Source organism: Pseudomonas sp. NPDC087346, assembly GCF_044744235.1.
Classification (GTDB): domain Bacteria; phylum Pseudomonadota; class Gammaproteobacteria; order Pseudomonadales; family Pseudomonadaceae; genus Aquipseudomonas.
Map to the genome: position 1 here is coordinate 19,343 of NZ_JBIUXX010000008.1, position 23,422 is coordinate 42,764.

A 23,422-nucleotide genomic window follows, 5' to 3' on the forward strand; every position below is an offset into this window, starting at 1 on the left:
TCGTCTTAGTCGATACATCTGACGCCTGTCACTCCGCTATCGCTGGCAGGCCAGCTCCCACAGGATTTTGTGGTTGCTTACAGATTTGTGCCTCACCGCAGACACTGTGGGAGCGGGCTTGCCCGCGAAGGCGTCGCATCAGTCAATAAATCCGGCAACTGACCCACCGCTATCGCTGGCAAGCCAGCTCCCACAGGATTTTGGGTTGCTTACCGATTTGTGCCTCACCGCAGACACTGTGGGAACGGGCTTGCCCACGAAGGCGTCGTCTCAGCCGATACATCAGGCGCATGTCACTCCGCTATCGCTGGCAGGCCAGCTCCCACAGGAGCTTGGGTTGCTTACAGATTTGTGCCTCACCGCAGACACTGTGGGAGCGGGCTTGCCCGCGAAGGCGTCGTCTCAGTCGATACATCTGGCGCCTGACCCACCGCTATCGCTGGCAGGCCAGCTCCCACAGGATTTTGGGTTGCTCACAGATTTGTGCCTCACCGCAGACACTGTGGGAGCTGGCTTGCCCGCGAAGGCGTCGTATCAGTCGATATATCTGGTGCCTGTCACACCACTATCGCTGGCAGGCCAGCTCCCACAGGATTTGGGTTGCTTACCGATTTGTGCCTCACCGCAGACACTGTGGGAGCGGGCTTGCCCGCGAAGGCGTCGTCTCACTCGATACATCTGGCGCCTGACCCACCGCTATCGCTGGCAGGCCAGCTCCCACAGGATTTTGGGTTGCTCACAGATTTGTGCCTCACCGCAGACACTGTGGGAGCTGGCTTGCCCGCGAAGGCGTCGTATCAGTCGATATATCTGGTGCCTGTCACACCACTATCGCTGGCAGGCCAGCTCCCACAGGATTTGGGTTGCTTACCGATTTGTGCCTCACCGCAGACACTGTGGGAGCGGGCTTGCCCGCGAAGGCGTCGTCTCACTCGATACATCTGGCGCCTGACCCACCGCTATCGCTGGCAGGCCAGCTCCCACAGGATTTTGGGTTGCTCACAGATTTGTGCCTCACCGCAGACACTGTGGGAGCGGGCTTGCCCGCGAAGGCGTCGTCTCACTCGATACATCTGGCGCCTGACACACAGCTATCGCTGGCAGGCCAGCTCCCACAGGATTCTGGGTTGCTTACCGATTTGTGCCTCACCGCAGACACTGTGGGAGCGGGCTTGCCCGCGAAGGCGTCGTCTCAGCCGATACATCTGGCGCCTGTCACTCCGCTATCGCTGGCAGGCCAGCTCCCACAGGAGCTTGGGTTGCTTACAGATTTGTGCCTCACCGCAGACACTGTGGGAGCGGGCTTGCCCGCGAATGCGTCGTCTCAGTCGATACATCTGGCGCCTGACCCACCGCTATCGCTGGCAGGCCAGCTCCCACAGGATTTTGTGGTTGCTTACCGATTTGTGCCTCACCGCAGACACTGTGGGAGCGGGCTTGCCCGCGAAGGCGTCGTCTCAGTCGATACATCTGGTGCCTGACACACCGCTATCGCTGGCAAGCCATCTCCCACAGGATTTTGTGGTTGCTTACCGATTTGTGCCTCACCGCAGACACTGTGGGAACGGGCTTGCCCACGAAGGCGTCGTCACAGTCGATACATCTGGCGCCTGTCACTCCGCTATCGCTGGCAGGCCAGCTCCCACAGGTTTTGTGGTGTGACAGGTTCTTGAACTGTCCCCGGATGCCCCCTTCACTGGCCTGCAATGCCCTCAAGCCTCTGCCGTCGCTGCCTTACTGTGTGATCACAACAATAAGCGGCATCCCACGCGAGGATTGTTATGCGGGCCATCCGAATCTCTTTACTGCTGGCATTGGCCATGGCGTTGCCCGGTTGTGGCGACGAAGCCAAACCGGCGGCCGCCAACAGCAACGCCAGCCATGCCGTTCCTGAAGACCCGGCACTGGCGCAGATCTACGCCAACAGTTGCCAGCTCTGTCACGCCAATCCCGCTGCCAACGCACCGCTGACCGGTGATCGCAAGGCCTGGGAACCGCGCATCCAGCAGGGCACCGACACGCTGCTCGACCACGCCATCAACGGCTACAACGGCATGCCGCCGATGGGCCAGTGCGTGGAGTGCTCCGAAGAGCAATTCCTGCAACTGATCGGCTTCATGGCCGACCAACCCCTCCCACAATAAAAACAACAGGTGCTTGCATGACGATGGATCTGACACGGCGTCAGTTGTTGCAACGGGCCAGTATCGTCGGCGCATTCAGCGCGCTGGCGAGTAACCCGGCGTTGGGCCAATTGATGCGAGCGCCTCGGCTGATTCCGTGGCGCAACTGGTCGGGCGCGCAGAGCTGCCTGCCAGCGGCACGGTTGGCGCCGAAGGACCTCGATGAATTGACCCAGGTTATCCGCCAGGCCGAAGGCAAAATCCGTCCGGTCGGTTCGGCGCATTCATTCAGCGCATTGGTGCCTACCGACGGCACGCTGCTGTCGCTGAGCTATTTCACCGGGCTGCTCGACCACGACCCGAAAACCCTGCAAGCCGAATTTGCCGCTGGCACACCGATGTCGCGAATGGGCGTACCGCTGAAAGACGTCGGCCAAGCCCTGCAAAACATGGCCGACATCGATTACCAAACCCTCGCCGGCGCAATCTCGACTTCGACCCACGGCACCGGCAAAACCTTCCAGTCCTATTCCGCCCTAGTCTGCGGCATGCAACTGGTGACCGCCAGCGGCGAAGTGCTGGACTGCGACAGCCAGCGCCATCCAGAAGTGTTCAACGCGGCCCGCGTCTCCCTCGGTGCTCTCGGCGTGGCGACCAAGATCCGCCTGCAAAACCGCCCGGCCTATCGTCTGCGTGAGCGTCAGTGGATCGCCAAGACCGAAGAACTGCTCGAAGACATCGACAAAAACACCCGCGAAAACCAGCACTGGGAAATGCTCGTCGTCACCCATTCCGACTACGCCTTGTCCATCGCCCTCAACGAAACCGAGGACCCGGCCACACCGCCGATTCCGCCTGAAGAGGAGGGTGGCAACGAGTTCGTGACCCTGATCGAAAAGATCGACAAATACGGCAGTGATTTCCCTGACCTACGCAGTTCTTTGCTCAACAGCCTGCGCCATCTGGCGAATTTCGATGACCGCGTTGGCGACTCTTTCGACATCTACGCCAACGTGCGCACCGTACGTTTCAACGAGATGGAATATTCGGTGCCAGCGGAACACGGGCCGGCGTGCCTGCGTGAAATTCTTAAGCTGATCCGCGACAAGGATCTGCGCACCTGGTTTCCCATCGAATACCGCTACGTCAAGGCTGACGATATTCCGCTGAGCATGTTCGAGGGCCGCGATACCTGTTCGATCTCGGTGCATCAGCATTACCAAATGGATCACCACAACTTTTTCGCTGCCGTCGAGCCAATCTTCTGGAAGTACAACGGCCGGCCGCACTGGGGCAAGTTGCACACGCTGAACGCGAAAAACCTGCAACCGCTGTACCCGCGCTGGCGCGAATTTGTCGATGTGCGCCAGGCGCTCGACCCCAGCGGCAAGTTTTTGAATGCGCATCTGGCATCGATTCTGGGGGTGAACTGATGGCGGTCAATCGACGCAATTTCATGCTCGGCACACTGGGTGTCGGAGTCTTGCTGGCGGGGGTTGGCGCGTGGCTGCGACCGGGTGATCGCGGTGGGCCGTACAGTGATTATTTCCGGGCGCTGAATCGCGAACTGAAGGAGCACGGGCCGATGCGCCCGGTGCTGCTGATCGATCTGGATCGCCTCGATCGCAACATCGACGTTGTGGTGCAGTCGGTCAAACGCGGCGGCAAGCATCTGCGGCTGGTGGAGAAGTCCCTGCCGGCGCCGGGGCTGCTCAGTTACATCGGCCAGCGTGCCGGGACACAGCGTTTGATGTCGTTTCACCAGCCGTTTCTCAATCACGATGCGCAGGTTTATCCGCAATCCGACATCTTGCTCGGCAAGCCGCTGCCGGTTCGATCTGCGGAACTTTTCTACCAAACCCACAAAGGCCCGTTCGATCCGACGAAACAGCTGCAATGGCTGCTCGACGGTCCCGAGCGTTTGCAGCAATACCTGGCGCTGGCTCATGGGTTGAACACGCGGATGCGGGTCAACATCGAGCTGGATGTCGGCCTGCATCGCGGTGGCGTCATTGATTTACAGGTGCTGGGGCAGATGCTCACGCTGATCGGCGCCAACCCGCAGCATCTGGAGTTCGCCGGGTTCATGGGTTACGACCCGTTCGTGGGCATGGGCGTGCCGGGGATTCTCGGTTCGCCCGAAGAGCTGTTCGGCAAAGTGATGGTGATTTATCAGCGCTGCGTCGACTTCACCCGCCAGCAGTTTCCGGGTTTGTGGCACGAAGGCTTGTGCCTGAACACGGCGGGTAGCCCGAGCTATCGGATGCATGAAAACGAAAAACTGAGCACGGAAGTCTCGGTGGGCACGGCGATGCTCAAGCCGACTCACTATGACCTGCCGTCGCTGGTCGACCACGTTCCCGCGACCTACATCGCCACACCGGTATTGAAGAGCACGGGCGCGGTGAATATTCCGGCGCTGGATGACAAGTCGAAGCTGTTTTCGTGGTGGGACACCAATCAACGCCAGACGTTTTTCATCTACGGCGGCAACTGGATGGCCGAGTTCGAATCGCCGCCGGGGTTGCAGAGCAACGGGGTGTATGGCCGCAGCTCGAATCAGGAAATGGTCAACGGCTCGAATGCCGTTGGCCTGACCATCGAAGATCAGGTCTTCCTGCGCCCGACCCAGACCGAAGCGGTACTCCTGCAATTTGGCGACTTGCTGGCGGTGCGCGGCGGCAAAATCGTCGATACCTGGCCGGTTTACTCCTGAGGCTTAATCTTTACGATCAATTAAGTCATTCCATAATAAATGCCCAGCGCGAAGCCCAAGTTACCTCTTTGTCTACTGTCAGGTCTGACAGTAGACGGAGTAATTCTGGTAAGCGTAAAACATGCATTGATGTCGTGATATACGTCTCTGTCAATTGGATGTATTGCACGCTGTCAATGGGCTCTTTCAAGTTTGATTGATAGATGCAATCTATACAAAAAGGACTAGGCTAATGGCAAGTAACGCGAAAGTTAATACTGAAGGTACTTTTAAAGTAAAAACTGATCCTGGTGGAGCTCTGAGAGCTGACACTATCTCCTTTAAAACTGCCGGTTATGGGTTCGAGGTTTCTGTTGCCGAGGGGCGGGGTGGAAACATGGAGCCGAAAAAGTATTTTCGGTTGGTTTTCCCGAAAAGGGTTTCAGGAACCTACAAAGCTCAAGATTTAGAGGGTACCAAACTTCTGGATTACTCGGAAATTCACAGTTATGAATATGTTCCTGTATCCGGTTCTGTAGAAGTAACGTACGTAGATTCACCTGAGCGAACTCAAGGGAACTTCAACATGGAAATGAGGAATATCGGCGAACCCTCTGGTCCATCTGTGTTAAAAGTTGAAGGTTCTTTTGATTTGAAAAACGACTAGTTACCGTTGTTAAAGCTTGTTTTGGTTGCTATGTCGTTTTGTTCTAACAGGCGTCAGTTCGGACAATTTCCAAATTACCGGACGGCGCCTACACCAACACCCTCGTATTGCACCCGACCCAGCGTCACAGTTCAATCCTCGCTTAATCTTACATGAAGCTTTCATGACAAAAGTTCGGTAGCACATCGCCAGTCCGGTCATGCCTATGTAACGCGCTTGAGGGGCCTTTCGGGGCGCTTTTCACAAGCCGAGGCGGGACGCCGGGAGTGAGGCAATGGGGACTATGGAACGCTACTCGAAAGTGGGCATGCAGGAACTCGATCAGCGCCTGTCGAAGATCGTTGAAGCCGCGCGCAAGAAGCCGGTTTCGGTCTATCGCTATGGCGCGCCGTGGGTGTGGATCGTCTCGCAGGACGATTGGCAAGGCGCCTTGAAAGAGGTCTCCAGCTACATTCCGCCGGGCCACTCGCTGGTATTGCTGCGCCCGCAGATCGACGATTTGCTCGACGACCACCGCGACCTCCTGCGCGACCTCAATGCCGAGCCCGGCATGCTGATCCCTGCGCAAACGGTGATGCACATCCTGCTGTTGCAGCTTCTGTATTCAGTGCCCAGTGAGCAGCAACTGTTTGAACAGCTCAATTACAACCTGCTGTTTCGCTGGTTCGTCGGCCTGGGCCTGAATCAGAAAGTCTGGAGTTACAACGTCCTCAGTCGCGACATCGCCACGCTGCTGAATAACCCGCAGGCGGTGCAGTTGATTCAAAAAATCATCGGCGAAGTGTTCTGCGGTGCCTTGCTGCAAATGCCCGAGTTCTCCTTGAACTTCGCGTTGCTGCACACCTGGCTGGGCAAGCACGCCGGCTGCCTCGAAAACCAACCATCGACAGCCAGCAATTGACGCAAAAAACCGGCGCAGTGCGCCAACAGGTCATCGCGAATTCAGGGGGTAGTGTGGAGCATATTTTCACGTCACGGCTGGCGCTGTGGGGCTGGCTGCTGGTGACGGCGGGCGCGCAGCCGGCATTGGCCGAAGAGGCCGAAACCGCAGCGACGCAGCGTCTGGTGGACGTCAACGAATACTTCGTGCGCGGTAACACCGTGCTCGATGCGCGCGCCATTGAAGAGGCGGTGTACCCGTTTCTCGGCCCGCAAAAAGGCATGAATGATATCGAAGGCGCGCGAGACGCCTTGCAGAAGGTCTATCAGGCACGCGGCTATCAATCGGTGTTCGTCGAACTGCCGGAGCAAGCGGTCGCTGACGGCATCGTCTACCTGCAAGTCAGCGAAACCAAGGTCGGTCGGGTGCGTGTGGTCGGCGCCAAACACTATTCGCCGCTGGACATCCGCGACGAGGTCCCGGCATTGAAGGAAGGCGAGGTGCCGGACTTCGCCAAGGTTCAGGGTGAGCTGGCGCAACTGAACAAGACCCCGGGCCGCCAGGTCATGCCGCTGGTTCGCGAAGGTCAGCGCCCCGGCACCATGGACGTCGATTTGCAGGTCGAAGACCAGAATCCGTGGACTGCCAGCGTCGGCCTCAACAACGACTACAGCGCCGACACCGAAAAGCTGCGCGCCGTCACCAGCCTTGGCTACAACAACCTTTGGCAGCTTGGGCACAGCGTCAATCTGACCTTCTTTACCGCGCCGCAAGACACCGACAACGCCAAGGTCTGGTCGGGTTCCTACACTGCGCCGCTGACCGATCGCTGGAGCGTGCAGTTCTCCGGTTACCAGTCCGACAGCAACGTCGCGACCATCGGCGGCAGCAACGTGTTGGGCAAGGGGCATTCCTACGGGGTTTCGGCGATTTACACGATTCCGTCCAGCGGCAACTGGTCGAACTCGCTGTCGGCAGGTATCGACTTCAAGGACTTCGACGAGCGCCTGACCCTGTCCGGCGAGAGCGACAAGGTCCCGCTCAAGTACGCGCCGTTCACCTTCGCCTACAACGGCTTTCGCTACAGCGAAAAGAGCCAGCTCGGCCTCGGCCTGAGTCTGGTCGCTGCAACGCGCAGCATCTTCGGTTACGGCAGTTCCGACGAAGACTTCGACTACAAACGCTACCGCGCCAACCCGAGTTTCGCCGTGCTCAAGGGCGACAGCAATTACACCTGGACCTTCGACAGCGACTGGCAGAGCGCGAGCAAAGCCGCGTTCCAACTGGCGTCCGGGCCACTGGTTTCCAACGAACAGTTTTCCGCCGGCGGCGCGACTTCGGTACGCGGCTATCTGGCGGCCGAACGCACAGGTGATGACGGCTTGTTGCTGAGTCAGGAAGTGCGCACGCCATCGCTGGCCAAGTACGCCGGCAGCTGGATGCAGGACTGGCGTTTCTACGCCTTTGCCGAAGGCGCGCAACTGTATCTGCGCGACGAACTGCCGGATCAGGACGCCAATTACGCTCTGGCCAGTGTTGGCCTCGGCACCCGCGCCAGCCTTAGTAAATGGCTGTCCGGCAGTCTCGACTGGGGCTACCCGCTACTCGAAGGGCCGAACACCTCGAAGCAGGAATCGCGCCTGCACTTCAACCTTCAAGCCACTTTTTAAAGGAGCACGTACATGCAGCGCCTCTTCCTTTCGTTGTTGATCTGCCTGGGCTTCGTGCTCCCGGCCACGGCTCAGGCCTGGTGGCAGGACGACTGGCATTACCGCAAACAGATCTCCGTCGACACCACGCCACAAGGCGCCGGAATCAATCAGCCCCTGGGCCGCACCGCATTGCTGGTGCGCCTGCACACTGGCAACTTCACCTTTGATGGTGTGAAAGAGGACGGCGCGGACCTGCGCTTTGTCGCCGCCGATGACAAAACCGTGCTCAACCACCAGATCGAAAGCTTCGATGCGCTGATGGGCATGGCGCTGATCTGGGTGGATGTGCCGAATGTCGAGGGCGGCCAGCGTCAAGACATCTGGATGTATTACGGCAACCAGAAAGCCCCGGCGACCGGCAACGGCCAACTGACGTTCGACCCGAATTACACCGCGCTGTATCACTTCGACGGCGCCACCGGCACCCCGGCCAAAGACACCACCGCCTATGGCAACACCGCGCAAAGTGCGACTGGCGCGGCGATTGAAGGTGTGGTCGGCAAAGCCTTGCAGTTCAGCGGTCAGCCGTTGCTGCTACCCGCCAGCCCTTCGTTGCAACACAACGCTGGCAGCGCGTTCACCTTCAGTGCCTGGCTGCGTCTGGATCAGGCGAATGGCGAGCAACTGATTCTGGCCCGCCGCGAAGGCGCCAACAGCTTGCTGGTCGGCGTCAATCAAGGCGTACCGTTCGTGGAAATCGATGGCCAGCGCGCCGTCGCCACCCAACCGTTGAATCCCGGGCAATGGCAGCATCTGGCACTGACCGCTGAAGGCAACAAGGTCACGTTGTATGTCGCCGGTCGTGAAAGCGCCACGCTGGCAGTGGCCATGCCGGCATTCAACTCGGTCATGGCGATTGGCGCCGACCTGCACGAAAGCCCATTCCAGCCGTTTGCCGGCTCCATCGACGAATTGCGCCTGTCGAAGGTTGCACGCCCGGCACCGCTGTTGCTGGCCGACGCAACTTCGCAGGGCGCCGAATCGAAACTGGTGGCTTACGGCGTCGACGAAGAACAGTCCGGTTACGGTTTCGGCAGCCTCGGTTTTCTGCTTAACGCAGTGCCGGTGGACGCCTGGGTGATCATCGCGGTGCTGGTGCTGATGATGTTCCAGTCGTGGGTCATCATGCTGCGCAAGAACCGCACGCTCAGTCGTGTCAGTAAGGCCAACGAAGATTTCCGGGTGCAGTTCGCCAAGGTTGGCACACGCCTGGAAATGTTCGCCGACGACACGCAACTCGCTCAGCGTTTGCAGTATTCGCCGCTGTGGCGCCTGTATTCGGTGGCGGTGAAGGAAATCCGCACCCGCCGCGAGCAGGGCGCTGATACCTCTTCGGTTTCCGCCGCAACCATCGAAGCGATTCGTTGCTCGATGGACGGCGTGCGTACCCGGGAAAATCAGCAGCTCAGTTCGAAACTCTCGACCCTGTCCAACGCCATCGCGGGTGGCCCGTACATCGGCCTGCTCGGCACCGTGCTGGGGATCATGGTGGTGTTTTTGGGCACCGCGATGGCCGGTGACGTCAACATCAACGCAATCGCTCCGGGCATGGCCGCCGCGTTGCTCGCCACCGCCATGGGCCTGTTCGTCGCGATCCCGGCGCTGTTTGGCTACAACCGCCTGATCACCCGTAACAAGGAAGTCAGCGCCGACATGCGCGTGTTCGTCGACGAGTTCATCACCCGTCTGGCGGAGATGCACGGCGAGAGCCAGTTCAGTGAGTCGTCGCACCAGCGCGGCCACCATGCCAACCACTCCGTACCGGCCTGAGGAGCACTGACATGGCGTCCGTAAATACCTCCCACGACGATGACGAAGATGCAGCGGTGGACAGCATCAACATCACGCCACTGGTGGACGTGCTGATGGTAGTGCTGGTGATGTTCATCCTCACCGCCACCGCGCAGGTCTCCGGCATCCAGATCAACCTGCCCAAGGCCAGCGCTTCGGTGTCGTTGTCCGAGGCCAAGACCAAGGCGATTTCGGTCAATGACGGCGGCCAAGTGTTCCTCGATGCCTACCCGGTGACGCTTGCCGAACTTGAAGAACGCCTGCGCATCGATAAAGCGCAGAGTCCGGATTTCCCGGTGATCGTGCGCGGCGACGCGACGGTGCAGTACCAGAAAGTGATTGAGGTGCTGGATCTGTTGCGCCGGCTCGAACTGTCTCAAGTCGGTCTGGTGACCGGCAAACCGACGCAGGGCTGACCATGACTGCACAACTTCCAGTCGAGCCAGTGCCGGTCAGACAGTCACCGCTGCGCTTTGTGAAGTGGGGCGCCGGGTTGCTGATCGGCGCGCTCGCGGCCTGGTTTCTGTGGCAGTGGGCCAACGACATGAGCGGCGTGCGCCGTGAAGCGCCGAAGGTGCCGACGATCATTCCGTTGCCGCCACCGCCACCTCCGCCGCCGGAAAAACCGCCAGAGCCGGAAACCCCGGTGGAAGAAAAAATCGTCGAACCGGAACCGACGCCGGAGCCGCAAGAGGTCAAGCCTGAAGAAGAGGCACCGCCATCCCCGGCGGACGATCTGGCCAACCCGATGCAAATGGACGGCGACGCGCAGAGCGGCAACGACGCTTTCAACATCGGCGCGGGCAAGGGCGGCGGCATGGCCGGTGCCGGAGGCGGGCGCTTGGGTACCGGCACTTACAGCCAGTTTCTTGCGTTCACTTTTCAGCGCTTGCTGCGGGAGAACCCTGACCTGCGCAACCTGGCGTTTTCGCTACAGGCCGATGTGTGGCTGAGCAGTGTCGGCGAGATCACCCGCGTCGAGCTGATCAAGTCCAGCGGCAATCCCGAGATCGATACCCAGGTGCTGGCCGCGTTGCGTGCTGCGCCGCATTTAAGCGAACGGCCTCCGGCCTCCATGACTTTGCCTGTGCGCCTGTCCCTGCAAGGGCGGCGTCCGGGTTAACCGCATTTTTCAGATTTTGCCAAAAGGAGTTGTGTGCAGATGATTTCCAACGTGAATCGATTGTCCCTGGCGGTCGGCATGGTCATCGCGACCCTCGTCGGTCAGGCCGCGGCAGCGCCTGCGCCCTCGGAGAACGCCACGATCAATCTGATCCGCTTGCTGGTCGAGCAGGGCATTTTGAAACAGGACAAGGCCGACGCGCTGATCGCTCAGGCGCAGAATGAGGCGGCACAAGCCAAACAGTCCGCCGCATCCACCGCCGTCGCGGCCGGGCCGGTCGCGGCGCCGGGTGATGTGCGCGTGCAATACGTGCCGGCAGCGGTGCGCGACCAGATCCGCGATCAAGTCAAAGCTGAAGTCATGGCCACCGCCAAGCAGGAAAACTGGGCGGCGCCCAATACCTTTCCCGATTGGGCCTCGCGCATCAGCTTCGATGGAGACATTCGCCTGCGTGACGAATCGCGCTACTACTCGGACAGCAACAGCAACGAGATCGTCGACTTCGCCAAGCTCAACAACAATGGCCCGTACGACGTAAACCCCAACAGCAGCACCAGTCTGCCGCCGTTGCTCAACACCCGCGAAGACCGCACAAATCTGTTCCGCCTGCGCGCTCGCCTGGGCATGAAAGCGGAAATCGCGCCTGAATGGACCGCCGGCATTCGCATCGGCACCGGTTCCGACAACAACCCGGTGTCGACCACGCAGAACCTCGGCGGCGGCTTTGCCAAGAAAGACATCTGGCTCGATCAGGGTTACCTGAACTGGAAACCAACGGATGAGCTGACCTTGACCGGTGGCCGCTTCGCCAACCCGTTCATGTCCACCGACATGCTCTATTCCAACGACCTGAACTTCGACGGTGTGGCAGCCATTTTCGACCACAAGCTCAATCGTGATTGGGGCGTGTTCGGTACGGTCGGCGCGTTCCCGGTGGATTACACCAACGACACTGCCAGCAGCAACGGCTTCGACAAGGAAGAAAGCGACAACAAGTGGCTGTACGGCGCGCAGATCGGCGCCAAATGGGCGATCAACAGCAACAACCGCTTGAAGGGTGCGTTGGCCTATTACCGTTTCGACGACATTCAGGGCCAGCGTTCCAGTCCTTGCGAACCGTGGGCCGGCGCGCCGGGTTGCGACAGCGATGGCTCGCGTGTGGCGTTCATGCAGAAGGGCAACAGCGTGTTCCTGTTGCGCGACATCACGCCGAACCCGCTCAACCCGACGACCACGCCGCAGCCGCAATTCGTCGGCCTCGCCTCGGAGTTCAATCTGCTGGACCTCAACCTGGTGTGGGACGCCGATCTGCCGGAAGACTTCAAGTTGCGCAGTCAGGGTAACTACATCCACAACCTTGGTTACGACGAAGGCGATATGCGCAAACGCGCCGAGGGCCAGCTCGTCAACAACCTCGACAGTAACGGCAACATCGAAAGCGGCGCCAATGCCTGGATGGTCCAGTTCACCCTCGGCAACGCGCTGGAACTCAAGCGCAAGGGCGACTGGAATATGTTCGCCGGCTACAAATACATCCAGCCGGATGCCTTGCCGGACGGCTTCAACGACTCCTCGTTCCACCTCGGCGGCACCAACGCCAAGGGCTATTTCCTCGGCGGCAACTACGGTCTGGCGAAGAACGTTTACGCGACCGGTCGCTGGATGAGCACCGAAGCGGTGTACGGCGCACCATTCGACATCGACGTCTTGCAGCTTGAGATCAACACGCGCTTCTAAAGCGCCGGGAGAGGCTTATGAAAACGCGTTTTGTTTTGCTGGGACTCGGGATGTTGATCGCCACCGGGGCGAGCGCCGAAGGCATGGAAGAGCGCCTGCGCACCCAGTTGCGCAGCACCACGCAACAGTTGCAGGCCCTGCAAAGTCAGCAGGCTCAGGCCAGCGCCGCGCAACTGGCGGCGCAGAACGAGGCCAAGGCTGCGCAGGCGCAGATCAAGCAATTGACCGCCGAACTGGCCAGGGTCAAAGGCACCGCCGAGCAACTGGCGGGCCAGCAGCAAAGCCTGCACAGCCAGGCTCAGGCGCAAGTCGCGGCCAGCAACGAGCAGACCGGCAAGTTCAAAAAGGCCTATGACGAGCTGTTGGTGATGGCCCGTGCCAAAGAGGCAGAACGGTCTAAGCTTCAGGCGCAATTGGCTGAACGTGACACACAAGTGCAGCAATGTTCAGTCAAGAATCAGCAGATGTACGGCGTCGCCAAAGAGATTCTCACCGCCTACGAAAACATCGATGTGGCCGAGGTGATGAAAATCCGCCAGCCCTTCGCGGGCAGCGCCCGGGTCAAGTTCGACGAACTGGCCCAGGGTTTTGGCGACGACCTCTACAAGACCCAATTCGATGCGCCACAAGCGGCGCTCGCACACTGATGAACAAGGAAGAAGTCATGACTCAATTGATCAGCCACGTTTCCCCGCAATCCCTGACCGAAGTCCTGCAAGCGGCCGGTTATCGCGTCAATCAGACCGAGCAGAACGGCATCGTGCAGTTGCTCAGCGCCAGTCAGGGCATCGGTTACGCCGTGCGTTTCGGCAACCCGGCGGTGGAGCAGGGCAGCTACGTTGATTTCACGTTCAGTTGCGCACTGCGGGTGCAGGGCGAGTTGCCTGAAGGTGTCGCCGAGCGCTGGAATGCTTCGCGGCGTTTTGCGCGGTTGTCGTTGCAGGGCGAGTTTCTGGTGATGGAAATGGACGTAGTGGTCGCAGCTGGCGTCAGCAACGATCACCTGCGCGGCAACCTCGAATTGTGGGATCGTTTGTTGCAGGAATTCATCGTCTATCTGCGCGACTTCGCCCAGAACGGTGCAGCGGCACAAACGGCCAAAGTCGCCGTGACCGAGCAAGAGGAAGTCGCGCTGTGAAAAAGCCTGCCATGGTGATCAGCGCTGCCGCGGTAGCGCTGTTGGTGGTGACCGTGGAGCTGGTGGTGCGACCGGGTAATGACCCGGTCGCCGCCCAGCAATCGTCGGTGGCGACGATTGCTGCGGGGCCGGCGGTGGCGCGGTTGGGTAATCAGCAGGTTTCGCCTGAAGAGTTGCAGGCATTGCTGGCGACGGTGCCGGAGCAAACCCGCGAGCAACTACGCAGCAATCGTGAGGCGCTGGAGCGCTGGATTCGCGCACGTCTGGCGGAGAAAGCGGTGCTGGAGCAGGCCGACGCGCAAGGTTGGGCGCAGCGCCCGGAAGTGCTGCGTCAGACCCGTGCGGCAACCGAGCAGATTGTCTTTCGCGATTATTTGCAGTCGGTCAGTCAGGTGCCAGCAGACTATCCGGGTGCGGCTGATTTGCAGCAGGCGTATGACGCCGGCAAATCCAACTGGGTGACGCCGGCGCTGTATCGGGTCAGCCAGATTTTCTTGGCGGTGCCGGATGCGCAGAGTCTGGAAACCGTACGCAAACAAGCGACCGAACTGAGCAAGAAAGCGCAGGCGGCGCCGGGGGAGTTTGCCGCATTGGCGACCCAGTATTCGCAGGATCGCGTGACAGCCGAGCGTGGCGGCGATAGCGGTCTGCAACCGTTGCAACAGTTGGTGCCGCAAGTGCGCGGCGCGGTGGCGCGACTGAAGGTGGGGGCGGTTTCGGAGCCGCTGCAAAGTCCTGCCGGGTTTCATGTGATCAAACTGACTGAGCAACAACCGGCGCGCACAGCGACCCTCGATGAATTGCGCGATCAGTTGACGCAAGCCTTGCGCGGCCAGCGTCAGGAACAGATTGCCCAGGCGTATCTGGACGGCATGCTCACTACCGCAACGCTGAGCATCGACGGTGCCGAACTGAACAAGGCCCTGGAAACCAATAAATAACCCTGTGGGAGCTGGCTTGCCAGCGATAGCGGAGTGTCAGGCAGCAGATAAGTTGAACGTGACTGCCTCATCGCTGGCAAGCCAGCTCCCACAGGTTCTGCATTGGGTTCAGAAGATTTTCAAAGTGCTGGAAGCCACCAAACAACAAAGATCGACAGGGAGTCATCGATGTCATTCACCGAACCCGCAGGACGACCGGGCAATCCCGATTACCGCTGGCCGCAAGACAAGCCCGAACCCTGGCTGGCGCAGGCCGTCGCACTCGACGATGAGGTGGCGCAATATTTTCTGGTCAGCGCCCGTTGTGGCTGTTTCATGCAGGCCGCGCGCAGCCTCAATGTGCGTTCGACCTTGCTGCGCAAACAACTGGCGCTGCTGGAGCAACAGCTGGAGCATGCGCTGTTCAGCTTTCAGGGTAGCGCCTTGAGCCTGACCCGCGAAGGTCAGCAATTGCAGGCAAAACTGGTCGCGCTGGCGCATGAACGCAAACTGCCGGTGGTCGAACAACCGCTGATTCGCTTGGCGGTCGCCGAATCGATCCTGCACGACATCCTCGGTCGCGACCTGATCGCGCTGTTGCGCCGCAATGCCAGCGTGCGCCTGGAAATCATCGCCCTCGACAGTGAACTGGCTCTGCAAAGCATCAGTGCCGACGTCGTACTGTGGCTGGCTCACGGTGAAACTCCCAATCCCGGCCCGGCGTTTGCCACCAGCCAACCGCAGCGACTGGCGCGTCTGGATTATCTGCCACACATCGCCAAACGCTATTCCCGCGTCACTGCACGCCCGGACACCCCTGACGACCTCGCCGACTTCATGCTGGTGCAATGGCAACACGACCGGCAGATCGACAGCTTTCGTCCGTGGAACAACCTCGTCGAACAACGCCTGGCCGGGGTGGTGCAGATGCAGTCCTACGAGCTGATGCTGGAGATGATCCGTTGCAGCGCTTGCATCGGGTTGCTGCCGGCGTACATGAGTCGCTATGACCGGGGATTGGTGGCGTTGCCGGGTTTGTTCGATGAGCCGATGCAGCTACAGGCCTGGCTGGCGGTTAATACCGATTCGCAGGACATCGCCGAAGTGCAGACCCTGACCGAACTCATCCACCGCACCTTCAACGAACGCCAGGAATGGTTTCAGACCTGACCCGATCTTCCCTGTGGGAGCTAGCCTGCTAGCGATGACGATACCTTTTCCGACATCATTTGCGTCTGATAAACCGCAATCGCCAGCAGGCTGGCTCCCACATTTGATACTCGCCAGACGCATGGACAGCGGTTTAGAGTGGGCGGCCACACAACGATCACGGACGAATCGCCATGCCTGACCACGACCCCGCCATTCATCTCGAACGCTTCAGTGAAACCCATGTTGAAGGCGTTGCCGCACTCTACAACGACCCGGCCGTGACCCGGCAGGTGTTGCAGATGCCGTTTCAGTCCACTGAAGTCTGGCGGCAAAGATTGATGGCCGACAATGAGCGTGCGCTGAAACTGGTGGCGCTGCATCAGGGCGTAGTTATTGGCCAACTGGGTCTGGAGGCCTATTCGCGAGTTCGCCGTAGCCATGCGGGCAATCTCGGCATGGGTGTCGCGGTGGCTTGGCAGGGCAAAGGTGTGGGTTCGAAGCTGTTGGCGGCGGCGCTGGATGTTGCCGATAACTGGATGAATCTGCATCGCGTCGAACTCAGCGTGTACGCCGATAACGAGGCGGCCATCGGTCTCTATCGCAAGTTCGGTTTCGAGACCGAAGGCCTGTTTCGCGACTACGCGGTGCGTGACGGGCAATGGGTGGACACCCTGAGCATGGCCCGTCTGCGCAACCGCTCCAACGCCTGATTCAGTCGCCCAGAGCGAACGCCACCGCAGCCTGCGCATGCAGCTCGGTGGTGTCGAGCAGGGGCAGAGCGCTGTGCTCAGGTTTGACCAGCATGCCGATTTCCGTGCAGCCCAGAATCACCGCCTGCGCGCCACGTGCGGTCAGGGATTCGATCACTCGTTGATAGATCTTTCGTGATTCTTCGCTGATCAACCCGACACACAGTTCGTCGTAGATGATCCGGTGCACGTCCTTGCGCTCGGCGTCGTCCGGCACCAGCACCGTCAGGCCCTGAGCGATCAAGCGTTCCTTGAGAAAATCCTGCTCCATGGTGAATGCGGTGCCCAGCAGGCCGACCGTACGTGCATCAATCGCCAACGCTGCCTGCGCGGCAGGTTCGGCAATATGCAAAAACGGAATGCTGATCGCTGCCTGAATCTGCGCGGCGACTTTGTGCATGGTGTTGGTACACAGCACCACACATTCGGCACCACCGGCTTCAAGCCTGCGTGCGGCGTCCACCAGGATTGCCGCTGCATCGTCCCAGCGCCCGGCGTGCTGGGCCTGTTCGACCGGGCCGAAATCGACGCTGTACATCAAGATTTGCGCCGAGCGCAGCGGCCCGAGGCGGTCGCGCACTTGTTGGTTGATCAGGCGATAGTATTCGGCGCTGGACTCCCAGCTCATGCCGCCGATTAGGCCGATGGTACGCATGCGTTGCTCCTGTTGCTGTCGCGGGCTTTGTCCGGAGTATCGCGTGGCTTCTCCGTTCGATCTATCAATAAATCCGCCCGTGACCCAGGTCAGTACCGTTCGCGCTTTTAGTCGTACGCCCGGCGCCTGCATCTGCCATGCTCGATGTCCGCAGTACCTTCAGGGAATACCGCTATGGACGACGTACAACAGCTGGGCGAGATGCTTCGTCACTACGCCGAGAGTGAAGCGCACAAGAAGCAATTGTTCGAAACCCAGTCGCAAGCATGGGCGACCCGGATTACCGCGCTGTTCGCCGATATTCAGCAATGGCTGGAACCGGTGCAGGCACCGAATCTGTTGGAGGTCAGCCGTGAAGCGTACGTTGCGTTCGGGCCGAGCGCGCCGGTTGAAACCTCGACCTTCAAGACCGAAAAACTGAGCATTGTGATCGCCGGAAAACCGGTGGAGTTCGTACCGGATGTGATGGGCAATGCCGGGCAGATCTCGCTGGCGGTGATGGGCCTGACGGCGGCGCGTTATGGCAGCATTTCGCTGGTCGGGCTACCGGGCGGAGAGTGGCAGTGGCGCAAAACCAATGGTTTGAAAGATCCTGATACGTTTGTCTTTGATGCGAATTTCCTGGCGCAGCAGTTGCAGAGCCTGATCCCCCGAGATCGCGCCTGACCTGAACGCGGTCCCTTGGTAGGAGCTGCGGCACGCTGCGATTTTTTGACGTTGTTTTTAAAGACAAGATCAAAAGATCGCAGCGTGCCGCAGCTCCTACATGGGGAGTGTGGGGTTTTACATATCGAGGTTGATCCAGCCTCGTTTGGCTTGCTCCGGTGCAACTGCCTTCACAGTTTTTCCCGTCGCCAGCTCCACCCGCCGTGCCACCTCCGGATCATCGGCAAACGGCACCATGCTCGCGTCATCCAGGCTTTGCGATGTCTCATGCCGCAGGCAGTACTCGACCGCCAGCCACAGAAACACCACGCCCAACACATTCAAGAAAATATCGAACATGAGCGGCTCCCTACCTCAGGCGATCTGTGCTTCACGGCTGGCCATAGCGACGTCCGCAACCCGCACGGTGCGCCATACGTTGTAAGCCATCAGCAACATGCCTGTGAGGAAGAACACCCCGCCGGCAAAGCGCACGATGAACCCCGGATGACTGGCCTGCAGCGCCTCGACGAACGAGTAGGTCAGCGTGCCGTCTTCGTTGATCGCCCGCCACATCAGGCCCTGGGTGATGCCGTTGACCCACATCGAAGCGATATAAAGCACGGTGCCGATAGTTGCCAGCCAGAAGTGCAGGTTGATCAGCGGCGTGCTGTACATCTGCTCGCGGCCAAACACTTTGGGCACCATGTGATAAGTCGCGCCAAACGTGATCATCGCTACCCAGCCAAGAGCGCCGGCGTGTACGTGGCCGATGGTCCAGTCGGTGTAGTGGGAGAGGGCGTTGACGGTCTTGATCGCCATCATCGGGCCTTCGAACGTCGACATCCCGTAGAACGCCAGCGACAGCACCAGGAAGCGCAAAATCGGGTCGGTGCGCAACTTATGCCAGGCACCGGACAAGGTCATCATCCCGTTGATCATCCCGCCCCAGCTTGGCGCCAGCAGGATCAGCGACATCGCCATGCCCAGTGACTGCGCCCAGTCCGGCAGCGCGGTGTAGTGCAGGTGATGCGGGCCGGCCCAGATGTACAGGGTGATCAGCGCCCAGAAGTGCACGATCGACAACCGATACGAGTACACGGGGCGATTGACCTGTTTCGGCACGAAGTAATACATCATCCCGAGGAACCCGGTGGTCAGGAAGAAACCCACGGCGTTGTGGCCGTACCACCACTGCACCATGGCATCGGTCGCCCCGGCGTACACCGGATAGGACTTGAACCAGTCCACCGGGATCGACAGGTGATTGACCACATGCAGCATGGCGATCACCACGATGAACGCGCCGAAAAACCAGTTGCCGACGTAGATGTGTTTGGTCTTGCGTTGCACCACAGTGGTGAAAAACACCACGGCGTACGCGACCCAGACCACGGCCATCCACACCGCGCCGGAGAATTCGATCTCGGCGTATTCCTTGGTGGTGGTGTAGCCCATCGGCAAGGTGATCAGCATGATCACGATCACCGATTGCCAGCCCCAGAAAGTGAACGCGGCGAGGGTGTCCGAGTACAGCCGCACCTGGCAGGTGCGCTGTACCGCGTAGTAACTGGCGGCGAATTGCGCACTGCCGGCGAAACCGAAAATCACCAGGCTGGTGTGCAGCGGGCGCAAACGACCGAACGTGGTCCATGGCAGGTCGAGGTTCATCTCGGGCCACACCAGTTGCGAGGCGATCAGAACCCCCATCGCCATGCCCACGACACCCCAGAAAATCGTCGCGATAACGAATTGGCGGACGACCTTGTAGTTATAAGCCTGTCCGATTGTTGCTGTACTCATGGTCAGTTCATCCACGGTTGCAAAGTCTTGCCAGGCCACCCGGTCTGGCATGGGCTGCACTGTAGGAACCCCACCGAAAACAAAACAGGCTCAGGAATATTTCATTTATGCGGATCAGATTTATCTGCTGCCTGCGGCCATCTGCCGCGCCCTGATACGGTTTTTAACGTTTCAGGTGAATCTGTAACGTGCTGCGCCGTTGTCGCATAGTCACAAAATCCTGTGGGAGCGAGCTTGCTCGCGAATGCGGGGTGTCAGGAAACATCAAAGTTGACTGACACACCGCATTCGCGAGCAAGCTCGCTCCCACAGTTTTGTCCTGCGCACAATCCTGATGAGGTGGCTGATGTACCAGTACGACGATTACGACCGGGCCTTGGTCTTCGAGCGCGTTGCGCAGTTTCGCGATCAGGTCGAGCGTTTCATGGCCGGGGAATTGAGCGAAGAAGAGTTCCTGCCGCTGCGTCTGCAAAACGGCCTGTACATGCAAAAACATGCGTACATGCTGCGCGTCGCGATCCCTTACGGCACGTTGAGCGCCGATCAGATGCGCACGCTGGCGAGCATTGCCAGCGATTACGACCGCGGTTATGGACACTTCACCACCCGACAAAACATGCAGTTCAACTGGATCGAACTGGCCCAGGTGCCGGACATCCTCGAACGCCTGGCGCAGGTCAACATGCATGCGATCCAGACCTCCGGCAACTGCGTGCGCAACATCACTACCGAAGCCTTTGCCGGGGTCGCGGCGGACGAAATGATCGACCCGCGTCCGTTGGCGGAGATCCTGCGGCAGTGGTCGACGATCAACCCGGAATTTCTGTTTCTGCCGCGTAAATTCAAGATCGCCATTTGCTCGGCGAAGCAGGACCGTGCGGCGATCATGATGCATGACATCGGCCTCTACCTTTATCCGGGACGCGATGGGCAAATGCTCCTGCGGGTGATCGTCGGCGGAGGTCTTGGGCGTACGCCGATCCTCGGTTTGCAGATCCGTGAAGGCTTGCCGTGGCAGCATTTGCTGTCCTACGTCGAGGCAGTGCTGCGCGTGTATAACCGGCATGGCCGGCGCGACAACAAGTACAAGGCGCGGATCAAGATTCTGGTCAAGGCTCTGGGCATCGAAGCGTTTGCCAAGGAAGTCGAAGAAGAATGGCAGCACCTCAAGGACGGCCCGGCGCAATTGACCGAGACCGAATACCAACGGGTCGCCAGCGCGTTTGTGCCGCCGATCTATCACACCCTGGCTGACACTGATCTGGACTTCGGCACACGTCTGGCCGAGAGCCCGGCCTTCGCTCGCTGGGTTGCGCGCAATGTTCAGCCGCACAAAAAACCGGGTTACACCAGCGTGGTGCTGTCGACCAAACCGGGGCTGGCCTCACCGCCGGGAGACGTGACCGGTTTGCAAATGATGGCGGTTGCGGAGTGGTCGGAGCGCTTCGGTTTTGGCGAGATTCGCATCGCCCATGAGCAAAACATCGTACTGCCGGATGTGCCCAAGTCCGAGCTGTATGCGCTGTGGCAAGAGGCGAGCGAGCGAGGGCTGGGTTGCGCCAACGTCGGCCTGCTGACCGATATCATCGCCTGCCCGGGCGGCGATTTCTGCGCGTTGGCCAATGCCAAGTCGATCCCGATTGCCCAAGCGATTCAGGCACGTTTCGACAACCTCGACTACCTGCATGACCTGGGCGATATCAGCCTGAACATCTCCGGTTGTATGAACGCCTGCGGCCACCACCATATTGGCAATATCGGCATTCTCGGCGTCGATAAGAACGGCAGCGAGTGGTACCAGATCACTCTCGGCGGCTCACAAGGCAAGAACAGTGCGCTGGGTAAGGTCATCGGCCCGTCGTTCAGCGCAGCCGAGGTGCCGCAGGTGATCGAACGGATCATCGGCACCTTCGTGCGTTATCGCGAGAGTGAGGAGTTGTTTGTCGATACGGTGACGCGCATCGGCCTGGAGCCATTCAAGGAAAGGGTTTATCCGAAAGTGCTGGAGGTCTCGGCATGAATAATCTGCTGCGGCTGGAAGAGGGCGTGGCGCGCATCGTGGCGGATGATCCATGGACGCTGCTGCGCGAGCCTGAGTCGCCAAGACCGGTAGGGATGCTGATTTTGCCGCTGGCGTACTGGCTCGAATCGCCTTCGACTGATGCGGTATGGCTGGGGCCGGACGATGAGGTTGAAAGTCTGCTGCCGTGGCTGACATCGTTGCCGCTGATTGCTTTGGATTTCCCGAGTTTTCGCGATGGCCGCGCCTACAGTCAGGCCTATCTGCTGCGTAGCCGATTCGGTTGGGCAGGGGAGTTACGGGCGATTGGCGACGTGCTGCGCGATCAGCTCAGCCATATGCGCCAGTGCGGTTTTGACAGCTTTGCCGTGCGCGAAGACAAGTCCGCCGAAGACGCACTCAAGGGGCTTGCGGGGATGAGCGTGTTGTATGGCCGCTCAGTCATCGAGCCGCGCCCATTATTCCGCCGACGCTGAGGCCCCTCATCACGAAAGATCCCATGACATGCAAGGGAAACCCCTAGAACCCGGCCCAATCGGGGATTTTTCCTTGGGTCACTGATGGCCTTTTGGTAAAGTCCCCGACGCCAGCGGGTTTTCGGCTGGACGACGGAGCGAAGAAGGGAGTCTGGTCAGTGAGTGTGGGTAAAAAAATCTTGGGTCTCACCGCGTTGCTATTGATGGTGGCGCTGTGGGCCAGTTACTTCTATGTGTTCAAGGAAAACCGCGACGGTCAGCTCGGCGGTGCCGGCGAAAGCACGGCCTGGTGCGGCACTCCGCCGTCCAGCGAAGCGGCGTTGCTGGGCAAGGATCAACTGACCTTGCGCGTCACCAACAACCTGCGCGGCGAGTTCATGCTCAGCGGTTCGCTGTTGGTGTCTGAACGCACCTTCAACCGCTACGACCTCGGTCGCAACGAGTTGCGCCTGCGTCTGGAACCCTTGCAGTGGTCGTACGGCGTGACGCCGATCTTCCTCGAACAAGTGAAGGTTCAGCCGCTTAGCCGCAACCTCGCATCGCCGAACAAAAGCGCCTATGCCGAACTGGAACCACGGCCGATTGGTGTTCAGGGTCAGGTTGCCGAGTTTCCGTTCGACACCTACCGCTACGGTTACAAACCGGTGCTGTATTACCTCAAGGGTAGCGAGCGCATCGATCTGCGCTTCAAGAACATCACCACGCTGATGGAGATGTCCAACACCTTCACGCCGATCCAGAAGTACAACCGCGTCGATTACATCAACGAGAAAAACTCGATGATCCGCGACGAAGACTACAAAGCCTACGGTCCCCACGAATGCGCGTTCAGCGTCGAGCGCAAAGGCTCGTTCAAGGTCGTGGTGCTGTTGTTTCTGCTGGTGATTTGCCTGCCGTTGCTGCTGGTGTTCTACCGGGATGAGCCGGGGATCGATTTCCTCGCGACGCTGGTGGCGATTGCCGTGGCACGGGTGCTGCTGGTGGGGCCGGTGCAGGACTTCCAGCTCTACAACATCGACTTCCTGTTCGGTGCGGCGATCTTGCTGGTGGGGTCGGTGTCGCTGATCAAGGCGATGCGTGCGAACAGTCGGCGAGAGATGGCGTTGAAGACCGGGGCGACGTCTTCCTGGTGAATT

General features: G+C 59.7%; 22 protein-coding genes. 19 read left to right on the forward strand and 3 right to left on the reverse strand.

Annotation, left to right across the window (positions count from 1 at the left end):
• Window positions 1–1,781 precede the first annotated feature (1,781 nt).
• The 15 genes from ACIOZM_RS06895 to ACIOZM_RS06965 all read left to right on the forward strand — a co-directional run bounded on the left by ACIOZM_RS06895 (window position 1,782) and on the right by ACIOZM_RS06965 (window position 16,648).
• Entirely contained in the window at window positions 1,782–2,144 is a 363-nt protein-coding gene (locus ACIOZM_RS06895) for a c-type cytochrome (RefSeq protein ID WP_401211104.1), read from the forward strand.
• Window positions 2,145–2,227: 83 nt separating this feature from the next.
• Window positions 2,228–3,556 carry a D-arabinono-1,4-lactone oxidase gene (locus tag ACIOZM_RS06900; protein WP_401211414.1) on the forward strand — a complete coding sequence of 443 codons (1,329 nt, stop codon included), beginning with the start codon at window positions 2,228–2,230 and terminating at the stop codon, window positions 3,554–3,556.
• Window positions 3,557–3,630: 74 nt separating this feature from the next.
• Window positions 3,631–4,839, forward strand: a complete 1,209-nt coding sequence (locus tag ACIOZM_RS06905) for a DSD1 family PLP-dependent enzyme (protein ID WP_401211416.1) — start codon at window positions 3,631–3,633, stop codon at window positions 4,837–4,839.
• Between the two features lie 232 nt (window positions 4,840–5,071).
• Complete coding sequence (locus ACIOZM_RS06910) at window positions 5,072–5,485, forward strand: hypothetical protein (protein WP_401211106.1); 414 nt, start codon at window positions 5,072–5,074, stop codon at window positions 5,483–5,485.
• 274 nt (window positions 5,486–5,759) lie between these two features.
• Window positions 5,760–6,386 carry a transposase gene (locus tag ACIOZM_RS06915; RefSeq protein WP_401211109.1) on the forward strand — a complete coding sequence of 209 codons (627 nt, stop codon included), beginning with the start codon at window positions 5,760–5,762 and terminating at the stop codon, window positions 6,384–6,386.
• 53 nt (window positions 6,387–6,439) lie between these two features.
• Window positions 6,440–8,035, forward strand: a complete 1,596-nt coding sequence (locus tag ACIOZM_RS06920; protein WP_401211112.1) for a ShlB/FhaC/HecB family hemolysin secretion/activation protein — start codon at window positions 6,440–6,442, stop codon at window positions 8,033–8,035.
• Between the two features lie 12 nt (window positions 8,036–8,047).
• A complete protein-coding gene (locus tag ACIOZM_RS06925) occupies window positions 8,048–9,847 on the forward strand; it encodes a DUF2341 domain-containing protein (protein ID WP_401211114.1) in 1,800 nt (599 codons plus the stop codon).
• An 11-nt stretch (window positions 9,848–9,858) separates the two neighbouring features.
• Window positions 9,859–10,284 (forward strand): ExbD/TolR family protein, encoded by a 426-nt coding sequence (locus ACIOZM_RS06930; RefSeq protein WP_401211117.1) that lies wholly within the window; start codon window positions 9,859–9,861, stop codon window positions 10,282–10,284.
• Between the two features lie 2 nt (window positions 10,285–10,286).
• Entirely contained in the window at window positions 10,287–10,991 is a 705-nt protein-coding gene (locus tag ACIOZM_RS06935; protein WP_401211119.1) for an energy transducer TonB, read from the forward strand.
• A 39-nt stretch (window positions 10,992–11,030) separates the two neighbouring features.
• The gene (locus ACIOZM_RS06940) at window positions 11,031–12,728 is read left to right on the forward strand and encodes a putative porin (RefSeq protein ID WP_401211121.1); all 1,698 of its coding nucleotides are present in this window, start codon (window positions 11,031–11,033) and stop codon (window positions 12,726–12,728) included.
• A 17-nt stretch (window positions 12,729–12,745) separates the two neighbouring features.
• Window positions 12,746–13,375, forward strand: coding sequence for a DNA repair protein (locus tag ACIOZM_RS06945; RefSeq protein ID WP_401211123.1), 630 nt, complete (start codon window positions 12,746–12,748; stop codon window positions 13,373–13,375).
• 17 nt (window positions 13,376–13,392) lie between these two features.
• A complete protein-coding gene (locus ACIOZM_RS06950) occupies window positions 13,393–13,866 on the forward strand; it encodes a YbjN domain-containing protein (protein WP_201226102.1) in 474 nt (157 codons plus the stop codon).
• Window positions 13,863–14,807 carry a peptidylprolyl isomerase gene (locus ACIOZM_RS06955; RefSeq protein ID WP_401211127.1) on the forward strand — a complete coding sequence of 315 codons (945 nt, stop codon included), beginning with the start codon at window positions 13,863–13,865 and terminating at the stop codon, window positions 14,805–14,807. Before ACIOZM_RS06950 ends, ACIOZM_RS06955 begins: the two co-directional genes overlap by 4 nt.
• Window positions 14,808–14,975: 168 nt before the next feature.
• The gene (locus ACIOZM_RS06960; protein ID WP_401211129.1) at window positions 14,976–15,956 is read left to right on the forward strand and encodes a LysR substrate-binding domain-containing protein; all 981 of its coding nucleotides are present in this window, start codon (window positions 14,976–14,978) and stop codon (window positions 15,954–15,956) included.
• Between the two features lie 173 nt (window positions 15,957–16,129).
• Window positions 16,130–16,648 carry a GNAT family N-acetyltransferase gene (locus tag ACIOZM_RS06965; RefSeq protein WP_401211132.1) on the forward strand — a complete coding sequence of 173 codons (519 nt, stop codon included), beginning with the start codon at window positions 16,130–16,132 and terminating at the stop codon, window positions 16,646–16,648.
• Between the two features lies 1 nt (window position 16,649).
• On the opposite strand, the gene ACIOZM_RS06970 is transcribed toward ACIOZM_RS06965, so the two are convergent.
• Entirely contained in the window at window positions 16,650–17,342 is a 693-nt protein-coding gene (locus ACIOZM_RS06970) for an aspartate/glutamate racemase family protein (protein ID WP_401211134.1), read from the reverse strand.
• Window positions 17,343–17,516: 174 nt separating this feature from the next.
• Between ACIOZM_RS06970 and ACIOZM_RS06975 the strand changes: the two genes are divergently transcribed.
• Entirely contained in the window at window positions 17,517–18,008 is a 492-nt protein-coding gene (locus tag ACIOZM_RS06975) for a hypothetical protein (protein WP_401211135.1), read from the forward strand.
• Window positions 18,009–18,125: 117 nt separating this feature from the next.
• Here ACIOZM_RS06975 and ACIOZM_RS06980 read toward each other — a convergent pair whose 3' ends face one another.
• A complete protein-coding gene (locus ACIOZM_RS06980; RefSeq protein ID WP_401211138.1) occupies window positions 18,126–18,347 on the reverse strand; it encodes a cbb3-type cytochrome c oxidase subunit 3 in 222 nt (73 codons plus the stop codon).
• Window positions 18,348–18,362: 15 nt separating this feature from the next.
• The gene (gene ccoN / locus ACIOZM_RS06985; RefSeq protein ID WP_401211140.1) at window positions 18,363–19,790 is read right to left on the reverse strand and encodes a cytochrome-c oxidase, cbb3-type subunit I; all 1,428 of its coding nucleotides are present in this window, start codon (window positions 19,788–19,790) and stop codon (window positions 18,363–18,365) included.
• A gap of 346 nt (window positions 19,791–20,136) precedes the next feature.
• Between ccoN and ACIOZM_RS06990 the strand changes: the two genes are divergently transcribed.
• The 3 genes from ACIOZM_RS06990 (at window position 20,137) to ACIOZM_RS07000 (ending at window position 23,419) form a co-directional block, all read left to right on the forward strand.
• Window positions 20,137–21,810, forward strand: a complete 1,674-nt coding sequence (locus ACIOZM_RS06990) for a nitrite/sulfite reductase (protein WP_401211143.1) — start codon at window positions 20,137–20,139, stop codon at window positions 21,808–21,810.
• Window positions 21,807–22,286, forward strand: a complete 480-nt coding sequence (locus ACIOZM_RS06995; RefSeq protein WP_401211145.1) for a DUF934 domain-containing protein — start codon at window positions 21,807–21,809, stop codon at window positions 22,284–22,286. Before ACIOZM_RS06990 ends, ACIOZM_RS06995 begins: the two co-directional genes overlap by 4 nt.
• Window positions 22,287–22,444: 158 nt before the next feature.
• A complete protein-coding gene (locus ACIOZM_RS07000; RefSeq protein WP_401211148.1) occupies window positions 22,445–23,419 on the forward strand; it encodes a hypothetical protein in 975 nt (324 codons plus the stop codon).
• The last annotated feature ends 3 nt before the right edge of the window (window positions 23,420–23,422 follow it).

Bases quoted from the DNA above. Each gene is read 5' to 3' on its own strand.
- ACIOZM_RS06915 (WP_401211109.1), top strand. From the start codon at position 5,760: ATGGGGACTATGGAACGCTACTCGAAAGTGGGCATGCAGGAACTCGAT.
- ACIOZM_RS06950 (WP_201226102.1), top strand. From the start codon at position 13,393: ATGACTCAATTGATCAGCCACGTTTCCCCGCAATCCCTGACCGAAGTC.
- ACIOZM_RS06935 (WP_401211119.1), top strand. From the start codon at position 10,287: ATGACTGCACAACTTCCAGTCGAGCCAGTGCCGGTCAGACAGTCACCG.
- ACIOZM_RS06980 (WP_401211138.1), bottom strand. From the start codon at position 18,347: ATGTTCGATATTTTCTTGAATGTGTTGGGCGTGGTGTTTCTGTGGCTG.
- ACIOZM_RS06975 (WP_401211135.1), top strand. From the start codon at position 17,517: ATGGACGACGTACAACAGCTGGGCGAGATGCTTCGTCACTACGCCGAG.
- ACIOZM_RS06965 (WP_401211132.1), top strand. From the start codon at position 16,130: ATGCCTGACCACGACCCCGCCATTCATCTCGAACGCTTCAGTGAAACC.
- ACIOZM_RS06990 (WP_401211143.1), top strand. From the start codon at position 20,137: ATGTACCAGTACGACGATTACGACCGGGCCTTGGTCTTCGAGCGCGTT.
- ACIOZM_RS06945 (WP_401211123.1), top strand. From the start codon at position 12,746: ATGAAAACGCGTTTTGTTTTGCTGGGACTCGGGATGTTGATCGCCACC.
- ACIOZM_RS06970 (WP_401211134.1), bottom strand. From the start codon at position 17,342: ATGCGTACCATCGGCCTAATCGGCGGCATGAGCTGGGAGTCCAGCGCC.
- ACIOZM_RS06895 (WP_401211104.1), top strand. From the start codon at position 1,782: ATGCGGGCCATCCGAATCTCTTTACTGCTGGCATTGGCCATGGCGTTG.
- ACIOZM_RS06910 (WP_401211106.1), top strand. From the start codon at position 5,072: ATGGCAAGTAACGCGAAAGTTAATACTGAAGGTACTTTTAAAGTAAAA.
- ACIOZM_RS06925 (WP_401211114.1), top strand. From the start codon at position 8,048: ATGCAGCGCCTCTTCCTTTCGTTGTTGATCTGCCTGGGCTTCGTGCTC.
- ACIOZM_RS06995 (WP_401211145.1), top strand. From the start codon at position 21,807: ATGAATAATCTGCTGCGGCTGGAAGAGGGCGTGGCGCGCATCGTGGCG.
- ACIOZM_RS06960 (WP_401211129.1), top strand. From the start codon at position 14,976: ATGTCATTCACCGAACCCGCAGGACGACCGGGCAATCCCGATTACCGC.
- ACIOZM_RS06940 (WP_401211121.1), top strand. From the start codon at position 11,031: ATGATTTCCAACGTGAATCGATTGTCCCTGGCGGTCGGCATGGTCATC.
- ACIOZM_RS06930 (WP_401211117.1), top strand. From the start codon at position 9,859: ATGGCGTCCGTAAATACCTCCCACGACGATGACGAAGATGCAGCGGTG.
- ccoN (WP_401211140.1), bottom strand. From the start codon at position 19,790: ATGAGTACAGCAACAATCGGACAGGCTTATAACTACAAGGTCGTCCGC.